General features: G+C 50.8%; 13 protein-coding genes. All 13 read left to right on the top strand.

Translation table 11 applies throughout. The features are described from left to right. Nucleotides 1-133: 133 nt before the first annotated feature. The 13 genes from V4U84_RS24740 (at nt 134) to rplC (ending at nt 13459) form a co-directional block, all read left to right on the top strand. The gene (locus V4U84_RS24740; RefSeq protein WP_148458026.1) at nt 134-385 is read left to right on the top strand and encodes a ribosomal L7Ae/L30e/S12e/Gadd45 family protein; all 252 of its coding nucleotides are present in this window, start codon (nt 134-136) and stop codon (nt 383-385) included. 139 nt (nt 386-524) lie between these two features. After that, a complete protein-coding gene (gene rpsL / locus V4U84_RS24735) occupies nt 525-947 on the top strand; it encodes a 30S ribosomal protein S12 (RefSeq protein ID WP_018753998.1) in 423 nt (140 codons plus the stop codon). A gap of 62 nt (nt 948-1009) precedes the next feature. Beyond that, the gene (gene rpsG, locus V4U84_RS24730) at nt 1010-1480 is read left to right on the top strand and encodes a 30S ribosomal protein S7 (protein WP_044482526.1); all 471 of its coding nucleotides are present in this window, start codon (nt 1010-1012) and stop codon (nt 1478-1480) included. Between the two features lie 48 nt (nt 1481-1528). After that, complete coding sequence (gene fusA, locus V4U84_RS24725; protein WP_334075713.1) at nt 1529-3607, top strand: elongation factor G; 2079 nt, start codon at nt 1529-1531, stop codon at nt 3605-3607. Nucleotides 3608-3709: 102 nt separating this feature from the next. Continuing rightward, nucleotides 3710-4900, top strand: coding sequence for an elongation factor Tu (gene tuf / locus V4U84_RS24720; protein WP_334075712.1), 1191 nt, complete (start codon nt 3710-3712; stop codon nt 4898-4900). Between the two features lie 205 nt (nt 4901-5105). Then, nucleotides 5106-6422 carry an ABC transporter substrate-binding protein gene (locus V4U84_RS24715; protein ID WP_334078178.1) on the top strand — a complete coding sequence of 439 codons (1317 nt, stop codon included), beginning with the start codon at nt 5106-5108 and terminating at the stop codon, nt 6420-6422. Nucleotides 6423-6466: 44 nt separating this feature from the next. After that, a complete protein-coding gene (locus V4U84_RS24710; RefSeq protein WP_334075710.1) occupies nt 6467-7348 on the top strand; it encodes a carbohydrate ABC transporter permease in 882 nt (293 codons plus the stop codon). Further along, nucleotides 7348-8193 (top strand): carbohydrate ABC transporter permease, encoded by an 846-nt coding sequence (locus V4U84_RS24705; protein ID WP_334075709.1) that lies wholly within the window; start codon nt 7348-7350, stop codon nt 8191-8193. The genes V4U84_RS24710 and V4U84_RS24705 overlap by 1 nt, the downstream gene beginning before the upstream one ends. A gap of 39 nt (nt 8194-8232) precedes the next feature. Further along, nucleotides 8233-9765 carry a DUF4127 family protein gene (locus V4U84_RS24700; protein WP_334075708.1) on the top strand — a complete coding sequence of 511 codons (1533 nt, stop codon included), beginning with the start codon at nt 8233-8235 and terminating at the stop codon, nt 9763-9765. A gap of 6 nt (nt 9766-9771) precedes the next feature. Beyond that, nucleotides 9772-10602, top strand: coding sequence for a MurR/RpiR family transcriptional regulator (locus V4U84_RS24695; RefSeq protein ID WP_334075707.1), 831 nt, complete (start codon nt 9772-9774; stop codon nt 10600-10602). Between the two features lie 31 nt (nt 10603-10633). Beyond that, complete coding sequence (locus V4U84_RS24690) at nt 10634-12220, top strand: FAD-dependent oxidoreductase (RefSeq protein WP_334075706.1); 1587 nt, start codon at nt 10634-10636, stop codon at nt 12218-12220. A 263-nt stretch (nt 12221-12483) separates the two neighbouring features. Beyond that, nucleotides 12484-12792: a 30S ribosomal protein S10 gene (gene rpsJ / locus V4U84_RS24685; protein WP_009226637.1), complete on the top strand. Its 309-nt coding sequence runs from the start codon at nt 12484-12486 to the stop codon at nt 12790-12792. A gap of 43 nt (nt 12793-12835) precedes the next feature. Next, nucleotides 12836-13459 carry a 50S ribosomal protein L3 gene (gene rplC / locus V4U84_RS24680; RefSeq protein ID WP_334075705.1) on the top strand — a complete coding sequence of 208 codons (624 nt, stop codon included), beginning with the start codon at nt 12836-12838 and terminating at the stop codon, nt 13457-13459. Nucleotides 13460-13471: the final 12 nt, after the last annotated feature.

The following is a 13471-nucleotide window of genomic DNA, read 5'->3' as shown; positions in this document are numbered from 1 at the left end:
CCAGTTGGTTGTAACGGTTATATGAATAATTTATTCCAAGCTTCAAAACAATCGCTTGACATCATCTACTCGGAATGCTAATATATCAAAGTGCGTGAGTACGGATATCCCTGTTTCTTTGGAGGACGTAGATATGTCTAATGATAAAGGTTTACAGGACGCTCATGTCAAGATCGGCACCAAGCAAACCATGCGAATGGTGGAATTGGGACGAGCCGATGAGGTTTACGTAGCTGAAGATGCAGATCCGCGCCTTACTTCGAAGATCATTGCGCTGTGCAACCAACGTTCCGTCAAGGTAACGATGGTGGATACGATGGTCAATCTCGGCAAAGCTTGCGGGATTGATGTCGGAGCGGCAATGGCTGCGATCGTAAGACAATAGTTGATAGGAATGTTTTTGTTGAAGGGAAGCTTTCGGCAAAAACTTTTCATTTGTTCTTTTATGAACCGCCTGGGTCTGTGGGCTTAAAAAAAGGTTTGTAAGAAGCTTGGAAAATTTGAGGAAGGGGGTGGCAACTAACATGCCAACAATTAACCAACTCGTCCGTAAAGGACGTCAAGACAAAGTGTACAAATCGAAATCGCCAGCACTGCAAAGAGGTTTCAACGCCCTGAAGCGTGAGGCAACGGATTTGAGCTCTCCGCAAAAACGCGGTGTCTGCACTCGTGTGGGTACTATGACTCCTAAGAAACCGAACTCCGCACTTCGTAAATATGCTCGTGTTCGCTTGACGAACCGCGTAGAGGTAACGGCGTACATTCCAGGGATCGGTCACAACCTGCAAGAGCACAGTGTGGTTTTGATTCGCGGCGGCCGGGTTAAGGACCTTCCGGGTGTACGTTATCACATCGTACGCGGAGCCTTGGACACAGCTGGTGTGAACAACCGCATGCAAGCTCGTTCGAAATACGGCGCTAAGCGTCCAAAAGCTAAAAAATCCTAAGTTGACCGCAAGGTGACTTAATGAACCGCTAGGTTTGGATTAATACTGAAAGGGGGATAACTATGCCACGCAAAGGTCCAGTTACAAAGAGAGACGTGTTGCCAGATCCGGTGTATAACAGCAAGCTCGTTACTCGTCTGATCAACCGCATCATGCTCGACGGTAAACGCGGCGTTGCTCAGAGCATTCTGTACAACGCGTTCAACCTCATCCAAGAACGTACGGGGAATGACCCAATGGAAGTGTTTGAAGCCGCGCTGAAGAACATCATGCCTGTACTGGAAGTTAAAGCTCGCCGTGTCGGCGGTGCCAACTACCAGGTACCTATCGAAGTTAAACCGGAAAGACGTACATCCTTGGGATTACGTTGGCTCGTAAACTACTCCCGCAACCGCGGCGAGAAGACGATGGAAGAACGTTTGGCTGCCGAGATTATCGACGCATCGAACAACACAGGCGCTTCCGTGAAGAAACGCGAAGATACGCACAAAATGGCCGAAGCGAACAAAGCGTTCGCACACTACCGCTGGTAGGATCCGGTTTAATCTAATAAACTTTCTATTTTGAAGGGAGACAGATTCATGGCAAGAGAGTTCTCCTTGAAAAATACACGTAATATCGGGATCATGGCGCATATTGACGCCGGTAAAACGACCACGACGGAACGTATCTTGTTCTACACAGGCCGTACGCACAAAATCGGGGAAGTTCACGAAGGTGCTGCTACGATGGACTGGATGGAACAAGAGCAAGAGCGCGGTATCACGATTACGTCCGCTGCTACGACCGCTCAATGGAAGGGCCACCGCGTTAATATCATCGATACCCCGGGACACGTTGACTTCACTGTTGAAGTTGAACGCTCCCTGCGTGTATTGGACGGGGCAGTAGGCGTTTTCAGTGCGAAAGAAGGCGTTGAGCCACAATCTGAAACCGTTTGGAGACAGGCTGACCGTTATGGCGTTCCTCGGATCGCTTATGTAAACAAAATGGATATCATCGGTGCGGACTACCTGAACGTTGTTAGTGATATGCGCGATCGTCTGCAAGCGAACGCAGTTGCTATCCAACTGCCGATCGGTGCGGAAAATGATTTTGTCGGGATCATCGACATTATCGAGAAGAAAGCCTTCATGTACAAAGACGATTTGGGTCAAAACATCGAAGAAGCCGAAGTTCCTGCGGATCTCGCCGATAAGGTAGAGGAACTCCGCGCGGAATTGATCGAGAAGGTTGCCGAGCTGGACGAAGAATTGACGATGAAATACCTCGAAGGCGAGGAAATCACCGTTGAAGAACTGAAGGCCGCACTGCGCAGAGGCGTTTGCGAAGTGAAAATCTTCCCGGTTATCTGCGGTTCTTCTTACCGCAACAAAGGGGTTCAGTTGATGCTGGACGCTGTTATCGACTACCTGCCTGCACCGGTTGACGTACCGAGCATCCAAGGTCACCTGGAAGACGGCAGCGAAGTTGAACGCCATTCTTCCGACGAAGAGCCGTTTGCGGCATTGGCCTTTAAAATCATGACTGACCCGTACGTAGGTAAGCTGACGTTCTTCCGCGTATACTCCGGTGTTTTGCAATCCGGTTCTTACGTGTTGAATGCAACGAAAGGCAAACGCGAACGGATCGGACGCATCCTGCAAATGCATGCGAACAGCCGTCAAGAAATCACTGAAGTTTATGCAGGGGATATCGCGGCTGCCGTAGGTTTGAAAGATACGGGCACAGGTGATACACTGTGTGATGAGAAGAACCCGGTTATTCTCGAGTCGATGAACTTCCCTGATCCGGTTATCGAAATCGCGGTTGAGCCTAAAACCAAGGCCGACCAAGACAAGATGGGCGTTGCTCTCGGTAAATTGACGGAAGAAGACCCTACGCTTCGCGCTCATACAAATGAAGAAACTGGCCAAACGATCCTTGCGGGTATGGGTGAGCTTCACCTGGATATCATCATTGACCGTATGCGCCGTGAATTCAAAGTAGAGACGAATGTTGGTAAGCCGCAAGTTGCTTATCGTGAAACGTTCAAAGCTCCGGCTCGCGTAGAAGGTAAATTCGTTCGCCAATCCGGTGGTCGTGGTCAATACGGTCACGTATGGGTTGAGTTCGAACCTCTGGAGCCAGGCAGCGGCAACCAGTTCGACAGCAAGGTCGTCGGCGGTTCCGTTCCGAGAGAATACATCGGGCCTGCTCAGCAAGGTATTGAAGAAGCCATGAAGAATGGTGTCCTTGCGGGCTTCCCGTTGGTAGACGTTAAAGCAACCATCGTTGACGGTTCTTATCATGACGTCGACTCCAGTGAAATGGCGTTTAAAATCGCCGGTTCCATGGCTTTGAAGGCAGCTAAAGACAAATGTCAAGCTGTTCTGCTCGAGCCAATCATGAAAGTCGAAGTAACGGTTCCTGAAGAGTACATGGGCGACGTTATGGGTATGCTGAACTCCCGCCGCGGACGGATCGAAGGTATGGATTCCCGTGGTGGTGCGCAAATTATCCGTGCGAAAGTGCCTCTCTCCGAAATGTTCGGTTACTCGACAACACTTCGCTCCGGTACACAAGGACGCGGCGTGTTCTCGATGGAACTCTCCCACTATGAAGAAGTTCCAAGAACCATCGCCGAAGAAATCGTGTCCAAAAATAAAGGCGGAGAATAAATTCAGTACCTGCTAGCCGGGGAACTCCTTGAGCCTGAAAGGGAACGGGCTCCCTGGTTAGTCCAACATAACAATCCATATTTTAAGGAGGAAATGTTTAAAATGGCAAAGGCTAAATACGAACGTACAAAACCGCATGTTAACATCGGTACAATCGGTCACGTCGACCATGGTAAAACAACTCTGACTGCAGCCATCACGACTGTATTGTCCAAAACATATGGCGGTGCTGCTGTAGCATTCGACCAAATCGACAAAGCTCCAGAAGAACGCGAACGCGGTATCACAATCTCGACGGCACACGTTGAGTATGAAACAAACAACCGCCACTACGCACACGTTGACTGCCCAGGGCACGCCGACTATGTTAAAAACATGATCACCGGCGCAGCTCAAATGGACGGCGCGATCCTGGTTGTATCCGCAGCTGACGGCCCAATGCCGCAAACTCGCGAGCACATCCTGTTGTCCCGTAACGTAGGCGTTCCTTACATCGTCGTATTCTTGAACAAATGCGATATGGTTGAAGATGCCGAACTGATCGAACTCGTTGAAATGGAAGTTCGCGACCTGCTTAACGAATACGAATTCCCTGGTGATGACACTCCAATCATCCAAGGTTCCGCTCGTGAAGCTCTTCAAAACCCTGAAGGCGACTGGGCTAAGAAAATCGTTGAAATGTTCGAAATCATCGATGAATACATTCCGCTTCCAGAGCGTCCAGTGGACAAACCGTTCCTGATGCCTGTCGAGGACGTATTCTCGATCACTGGCCGTGGTACGGTTGCTACAGGTCGTGTAGAACGCGGTACGGTTAAAGTCGGAGACGAAATCGAAATCGTGGGTATCCGCGAAGAAACTAAGAAATCCGTTGTTACGGGCGTTGAAATGTTCCGTAAATTGCTGGATTCCGCTGAAGCGGGCGACAACATCGGTGCATTGCTCCGTGGTGTTGACCGTAAAGAAATCGAGCGCGGCCAAGTATTGGCTAAGCCGGCTTCCGTTAATCCGCATACTGAGTTCTCCGCTCAAGTATACGTATTGACTAAAGAAGAAGGTGGACGTCATAAGCCTTTCTTCACGGGCTACCGTCCTCAATTCTATTTCCGTACAACTGACGTAACAGGTGTTATCAACCTGCCAGAAGGTACTGAAATGGTTATGCCTGGCGACAACATCGAAGTTACCGTTCAACTGATCAACCCAATCGCGATCGAAGAAGGAACTCGCTTCTCCATCCGTGAAGGTGGACGTACAGTTGGATCCGGCGCTGTTGTTACTATCAGCAAATAATAAGGCTGATTCAGCCTCAAGAAGCTGTCTCCCTATGGGAGGCAGCTTTTTTTTGTCCGAAAACCGGGGGTAGATATCCGCTTGCAGAAAATATTCTCCATAATCAATTAATAATGTGGATATTATCTCCATAATATTCTACTAATGCGGTAACCACTGATGTCCTCCGTTCGGGGGTCCACTTCATAGGGAAAGGATGTTGTGTATGGCGAAAAAGACCGCTCGGCGTTTTAGCTTAATCTTAATTGCACTCATGCTTCTAGTTTTGATGGGGGCGTGCGGAGGAACCAAGTCCGCAAATTCGGGTCCAGTCAACAATATTGCAAGCTCGGAGACAAATAACAAGACGGACAGCAAGGAGCAGGTTACGCTGCAATTCTGGACAATCGCGCTGCAGCCCACATTTAATGATTTTTTTAATGACTTGATTAACCGCTATGAACAGGAACATCCTAATGTAAAAATTATTTGGCAGGATTATCCCTACGATACGATTTCTCAAAAGCTGCTGACCAGCATCGCAAGCAAAAAAAGTCCTGATGTCGTGAACCTCAACACGGAATTCGCCAGCCAAATCGGAAGCAAAGGGGCCCTTGTCAACTTCGAGGATTACATTTCAGCGGAAGCAAAGGGGGCTTATTTCGCTGGAATTTACAACTCGACTGTCGTGGATGGCAAAGCATACGCCTTGCCTTGGTATACGGGAACCGAAGTCTTGTTCATGAACACGAAGCTGGTCAAAGCGGCTGGGCTAGATCCCGCCAATCCTCCCAAGACCCGTGAAGAGTTGGCCGATTGGGCCAGGCAAATCAAGGAGAAAACAGGCAAAGGCGGCTACGCCATCCAGTTTATTTCCAAGCTATTCTCCCTCGAAGGTATCCCGCTTTTGAACGAAGACAAGACGGCAGCCGCCTTTAATACTCCCGAGGCGGAGGCCATGATCGCAGGCCTCCAGCAACTGATTGAGGAAGGAGTGATAATGAAGGATGACGCCAAGTTCGATAAGCAAATCCAATATTATTCCGGCGAGCAGGTTGCGTTTGAACTGGCCGGCCCCACCTTTATCAATTTTTTGAAAACCTCGGCACCGGAAGTATACAAGAATACGATAGCTGTTCCGCTGCCTACGGGGAAGGCGGATTTACGGCTTTCCAACTCCATGAACGTTGTGGTCCCCAAAGCTTCGGCTCATGCGGAAGCCGCTGTGGATTTCGCCCTATTCGTGACCAATGCGGACAATCAAACAGCCTTTTCCAAGCAGGCCAATACATTACCTTCCACCAAGGCGTCCATACGGGATCCCTTCTTCACCGAGTCGGACAATTCGCTGGAAGCAGAGGCCAAAATCACCTCCGCGCAAAGTCTGGATAAAGCCATGGACTTCATGGTTGGCGTGCCAAGTGCTTCGGATATCAACTCCGCATTGGCGAGAGGGCTTCAGAATATTTTGCTGAATCAGCAGGACGTGAAGAAGACGCTGGATTCGGTGGAAAAGGAAGTCAACGATATTCTGAGCAAGTAGCGTAAACAACACTACATCAAGTCCGGCAGGCAGGAGGGAAAAGGATGAAGAAATGGACCCGCTCGGAGTCATTTACAGCATGGGCTTTTATGACGCCGGGCCTACTCATCGTCATAGTCTTTGTTTTTTGGCCAATCCTCTATGGTATACCGCTATCATTGACCGATTACTCCGTCATTTCGGACACCCACTTCATTGGACTAAGCAACTTTACCGAGGCGCTGCGTGACCGTAACTTCCTTGTTTCCTTATGGAACTCGCTCCTGTATGTGATGATCGTTCCGGTGATTCAAATTTTATCGATTCTCATGGCCGTCCTGGTAAACAGCCGGATTCCGGGGGTCAAGGCTTTTCGAACGGCTTTTTATATTCCTGTCGTGACTTCCATGGTGGCCGTGGCTCTGATCTGGAGCTGGTTGCTCAGCAATAACGGGGTCGTTAATTATTTTCTGATCAAGACCCGCATCATCAGCGAGCAAATCTCCTGGCTGTCCGACAGCAGTACGGCATTGTATGTACTAATGTTCATTACGATGTGGAAGGGTCTCGGATACTATATGATCCTGTATCTGGCCGGCTTGCAAGGAATACCCGACGAGCTTTATGAGGCAGCCCGGGTGGACGGAGCCGGAAGGGCCAGGATGATTTATAAAATTACCCTGCCCCTCTTGAAGCCGCACATACTTTTCTGCACGTTGATTTCTCTCATGTCCGCCATCCGGGTATTCGATGAGGTCTATATTTTGACGAAGGGGGGGCCCGGTACAGCGACCCTTACTTCCAGCGTCTACATTTTTCAAAAAGGCCTGGAGCAGTTTAATTTCGGCTACGCAACCGCGCTGGGACTGATTGTTAGTCTTGCCGTCGGATTGCTGAGCGTTTTAATCTTCTATATCAACAGGAAAGGGGGCGTCAATCCTTACTGATGAATGCGAAGAAGAGCGTTAAAGCGTTGGTCGCCGGGATGCGTTATCTCATTATTTATACTCTGCTCCTCGCTTTGGCTTTATTTATGATGGGGCCTTTTCTATGGCTGCTTAGCGTTTCGGTGATGCCCGGCAAAAATGTATTCTCGATGCCGCCCGCCATCTTTCCGACCTTTGTGGATTTTAGAAATTACACAGAAGTTTGGCGGTTCATGGATTTCCCGAAATACATCGGGAACACGGTGATCATCACCGCGCTCGGCATTGCGGCCAACCTGATTCTATCGAGCATGACGGCTTACCCTCTCGCGGCGTTGCGGTTTAAGGGCAAAAATCTGGTGTTCGGCTTGCTGGTTTCCACTATGATTATTCCTTCCGCTACGGCAATTATCGTACATTACTTAACCATTCAGGCTTTCCGGCTGAGCAATTCTTATATAGGAGTGGTTTTGCCGGCTGCGGTGTCCGTGTTCAACATTTTTCTGATGCGGCAGACGTTCCTATCGGTACCGGCGGATATGCGGGATTCCGGAAAGATGGACGGAGCTTCGGAATTTCGAATTTTCTGGCAGTTGATCCTCCCGCTGGTTAAACCGGGGCTCGCAGTCATCGCGCTGCTTGAGATGATGGCTTTCTGGAACAATTTTTTATGGCCGATCGTGGTGCTGAATGACCCGTCGAAATATCCGCTGGCTGCTGCGTTAACCTATTTAAACGGGCAATTTGCCTACAATTTCGGTTGGATCGCCGCGGGTACAATGATCTCGGTCCTGCCGATCATCCTGGTCTTTTTGTTTACCCAACGTTATTACATCGAAGGGATCTCCGGAGCGATTAAAGGATAAGGTTAGGAATTAACGAGATCGGACAGGAGCTGGTAAAAAGTGACGACGAAAATCGTTTATATTCCATTAGACGAGCGCCCTTGCAATGCCTATTTCCCCAAGGCTTTGGCTGCCGCTACGGAGTTTAGCGTAGTGACGCCTCCTCCGGAAATGATGGGGAACAAAAAGTCTCCCGCGGATACAGAGCGGATATGGACATGGCTGCTGGAGGAGGCAAAAGGAGCTGTCGGAGCGATCGTTTCGCTCGATACGCTGGTCTATGGGGGGATCATTCCTTCCCGGCTTCATGATTTAACCGATGAGGAATGCCGGGCAAGGTTGCAGCGGGTCCATGAACTAAAAGCAGCCTGTCCCGGGCTGACGCTATATGCGCTCAATCTGGTTATGCGCTGCCCTCAATACTCCAGCAGCGATGAGGAGCCGGACTACTATGGGGTGTGGGGCCGGGATATTTTCAGGTTGGGCTATATAACCCATCGGGCGAAGCTGGGCCTTGCCACCGAGGAGGAAACAAAGGAACTGGAGGAGATTAACTTCCGATTGCCGGAAGCGGTGCTGAACGATTATTTGCGGCGGCGGGCCGCGAATGTTCGGGTGAACCGGTTGGCCGTTGAGCTGGCGAAAGAAGGGATGCTCGATTTCCTGATCATTCCCCAAGACGACTCCGCCCCTTACGGCTGGACGACGATGGACCAACTGGAGATCCGGAGGGACATGGAGAGCTTGGGAGCAGGCTTGAAGGTATATATGTATCCGGGAGCCGATGAAGTTGGCTGCACCCTGCTCGCCCGAATGGTGAACCGGTTCAGGCAGTGCAGCCCGCAGATCTACCCGAGGTTCTCCAGTGCGCAAGGACCGTTTGTCATTCCGCTCTATGAGGACCGCGTCTTGTTCGAGAGCGTCAAGTATCAGGTTCTGGCTGCCGGGGGGCTGCTCTGCTCCTCTGTGACCGAGGCAGATCTGGTGCTGCTGGTTAACTCTCCGGGAGAAACCATGATGGAAAGCGTATTGCAGCACCAACCGGGAGCGGACGTTCCGATGCACCGTAACCTCGTGGAACTGGTGGAAAGCGCCGACTATTTGATCAGCCGAGCCCGCAAGCCTTGCATCGTGGCCGATGTCGCCTATGCCAACGGTTCGGATCTGCAATTGATTCGGCTGCTTCGCGAGAAAGGACTGCTATTCCGCTTGGCGGGCTATGCGGGTTGGAATACCAGTTCGAATACGCTCGGTACCTGCATTGCTCAGGGGATGATGTTTCACTTATATGGCGAAACGCCCGAGCATCTGGATTTTTTGTCGTTAAGATATACCGAGGACGCCGGTTATTGCTCTTATGTGAGACAACATGTGAAAGAGAATCGGCTGCCGGAGCTGGGGATGGACTATTTTTCGATTGACGGTCAGAGAGGGAAGGTTTCCTGCATTATCCGGGAAGAGCTTAACCGTTTTGTGGACCGGTATTTGAATGACGACGCTTATCGGATTGTGATCGATGATGTCTATATGCCGTGGAGCCGTATGTTTGAGGTAGGCCTCCGCACGCACTTGATGCCATCCGAAAGGAGTTAAGGGTAAATGGACGTATTGGCTGAAATCAACAGCTTTTACCCTTCTCTTACCAAAGCGGAGCAAAAGGTTGCCCTGCGCGTACTGGAGCATGCGAACGAAGTGCTGTATTCCTCCATCACCGAATTTGCGGAGGCTTCGGGCGTTGGAGAAACTACGGTCATCCGATTTTGCCGAAAAATCAGGTTCAAGGGGTATCAAGAATTCAGGCTGGCTCTCGCCCAAAGCCAAACCTTAAAGAAAATGGAGGAATTTCGGCAAGAGGATCATGAAGTAGATTTCGTGGAGCGGTTGTGCAGCCATGCCGTACGCATTCTCCAGGTAAGTTTGAGCTTGATCGACCGAAATCATTTGGAGCAGGCGATTGATACGCTCGATAAAGCCCGGCTTATCCAGTTTTTTGGCGTCGGCTCCTCAGGGATCACGGCGCTGGACGCCAAGAACCGCTTCCTGCGGATTGGACGGCGGTCGGAAGTGGCCTCGGACAGCCATATCCAGGCGATGAGCGCCGTTCTGCTGGAGAAAGGGGACGTGGCTGTCGGATTCAGCGTCTCGGGCAGTACGAAGGACACCAACGACATTTTGGCGAAAGCGAAAAGCAACGGGGCTGCCGTTATAGCCGTAACGAACTATGCGAAATCGCCGATTACCGGGATTGCGGATATTGTGCTGCTGACCGCGGCGAAGGAGTCTCCGCTGGACGGCGGCTCGATGAGCGCAAAAATATCACAGATGTTCGTCATTGATTTGCTGTGCGAAGGGCTATCCTTAAGGGATTCCGAACGGGCAAAGCGGATGAAGGAGAAGACGGCGCGCGCGGTAATCGATAAGATATACTGACGAGAAATCCCCATCAAAGGAGGACTAGTCTTTGAGCCAAATTAGAGAGGCCGATATTGTCGTGATTGGCGGGGGGCTGGGCGGCTGTATGGCTGCTTTATCCGCCGCAAGTATGGGGCATTCCGTCATCCTGACGGAAGAAACGAATTGGATCGGCGGTCAGTTGACGAGCCAGGCGGTTCCCCCCGACGAGCATCCGTGGATCGAAAGCTTTGGTTGTACTGCGACTTTTCGGACTTTTCGCGAACGGGTCCGGAATTATTACCGCAGCCATTATCCATTGATTGAAAAAGCGCGGAAAGATCCGCTGCTGAATCCCGGAGACGGGTGGGTGAGCCGCTTGTGCCATGAGCCCCGGGTAGCGCTCAGGGTGCTGGAAGACATGCTGGCTCCCTATATCAGCAATCGGAGACTTTCTATTATATACAAAGTCCGCGCGGTAGCTGCCGAGACGGAAGGGAGTACGGTTCGGTCGGTCACGGTCAGCAGTACGGACGGGACGGGGACGTGGCACCTGTACGGCAAATATTTTCTCGATGCTACGGAGTTGGGAGATCTTCTCCCGCTGACGGGGACGGAGTATGTAACCGGAGCGGAGTCGATCGCGGACACGGGCGAACCGCATGCCTTGGAGATAGCCCGGCCCTTCGACGTACAGTCATTCACCCATGTGTTTGCGGTGGATTACATCCCCGGAGGAGACTATACTATTTCCAAGCCAGACGCCTTTGAGTTCTGGCGGGAGTATTCTCCGGGATCGTCGAAGTTGCCCAAGCTCAGCTGGGAGGTCGGCGGCGGGGCGCAGTCCGGGGAGCCGGATCGGTTCGCCTTTTTCCCGGATGATAGCGGGCGGATGCCGTTGTGGACGTATCGGCGAATCATCGATCGGAGCCTTTTTGCGGACGGGTTTTATGAAGGGGATATTTCTTTGATCAACTGGGCGCAGAATGACTACGGCCTGGGTATGATCTTTGAAGTCACCGAAGCGGAAAGGCGCAAGCATTTGGAGGGGGCGCGGCAACTGAGCCTGTCGCTGCTGTATTGGCTTCAGACCGAAGCGCCGCGGCCCGATGGCGGGAAGGGATACCCGGGTCTAAGGCTGAGGGGCGATATTCTCGGCACGGATGACGGGTTGGCCAAGGCTCCATATATCCGGGAGTCCCGGCGCATCAAAGCCAAATATACCATTACGGAGCAGGATGTTAGCAAGGCTCACCGGAAAGACGAAGGCATCAAGCGTTACGAGGACAGCGTCGGAGTGGGAAGCTACCCGCTGGATTTGCACGCGACTACGCAGTCCCGGCGGAGCTTCTATGTTCCGATCTATCCGTATGAGATCCCGATGGGCGCCCTGTTGCCGATACGTATGAATAATCTGCTTCCCGCCTGCAAAAATATCGGCACCACACAAATCACTAACGGCTGTTACCGACTGCATCCTACGGAGTGGAACATCGGGGAAGCGGCCGGATATATGGCGGGCTACGCTCTGAAACACGGGATTACCCCGCATGAATTGCATGCACAACCCGGTCATCTCAGGAGCTTCCAGGCTATTCTCCGTGAGCGAGGAGTGGAAATTCATTGGCCGGATGGTTTCCAAGGGGAGCCTATGTAAAATGTCTATATGATAGGTTTATGTTTAAGCGGAAAAATAGGGTGTTTGCATTGGAAGAGCCAATACAAACACCCTTTAAATTTTGATAAACAATTGCTTGCATTCCTTTCTCCGCTTCTGTATAATAATGAATGTTGTTCTGTGACGTTGCGATGATGTGAGAGGTTACTGACACACCCGGCCCCTTTGCCATGGGAGGGCGGTCAGAAAATTTTCACGGAGTATGTCCGATACTAAATTGGGCGATAGAAGGAGGGACTAAAATGGCAAAGCAAAAAATTCGTATTCGTTTGAAAGCTTACGACCACAGAATTCTTGATCAATCCGCAGAGAAGATCGTTGAAACGGCAAAACGTTCGGGTGCCGGTGTTTCCGGGCCGATTCCGCTGCCGACTGAAAAACAAGTGATTACTATTCTCCGTGCGGTACACAAGTACAAGGATTCCCGGGAACAATTCGAACAACGGACGCACAAACGTCTGATCGACATTGTGAACCCGACTCCACAAACTGTGGATGCCTTGATGCGCTTGGACCTGCCGTCCGGTGTAGATATCGAAATCAAATTGTAATTCCCATTAAGCGGTGAAATAGGAAAGGAAAAGAGGTGTCAACATGAAAGGTATCTTAGGGAAAAAGCTTGGAATGACTCAAGTGTTTACTCCGGAAGGGAATGTTATTCCTGTAACGGTTATTGAGGCTAGCGGAAATGTTGTTTTGCAGAAGAAAGATCTGGAGAATGACGGTTATGAAGCGATTCAAATCGGTTACTCCGATAAAAAGGAATCCAGATCCAACAAGCCTGAAGCAGGTCATGCGAAAAAGGCAAACACAACGCCTAAGCGCTACGTTCGCGAAGTTCGCGGTGTTGATCTGGCAGGATACGAAGTTGGCCAAGAGGTCAAAGTTGATATTTTTGCAGAAGGCGAATTTGTTGACGTAACTGGTATTTCGAAGGGTAAAGGGTTCCAAGGCGTTATCAAACGCTGGGGACAAAGCCGCGGCCCTATGGCTCACGGTTCCCGTTACCATCGTAGACCGGGTTCCATGGGTTCGATTCAAGCGAACCGCGTTCCTAAAGGCAAACGCCTTCCGGGGCACATGGGTAGCGAAACCGTTACGATCCAGAATCTTGAAGTGGTTCGCGTGGATGCTGAACGCAATGTTCTGCTCGTTAAAGGTTCGATCCCAGGTCCTAAAAACAGCTTTGTAAAAATCAAACAAACGGTTAAGAAATAATCGAACGAAGAA

It is taken from the genome of Paenibacillus sanfengchensis (genome assembly GCF_036864765.1).
Classification (GTDB): Bacteria; Bacillota; Bacilli; order Paenibacillales; family Paenibacillaceae; genus Fontibacillus; species Fontibacillus sanfengchensis.
Note: the sequence above shows the minus strand (reverse complement) of the source record. Positions and strands in the feature narration are given on the sequence as shown.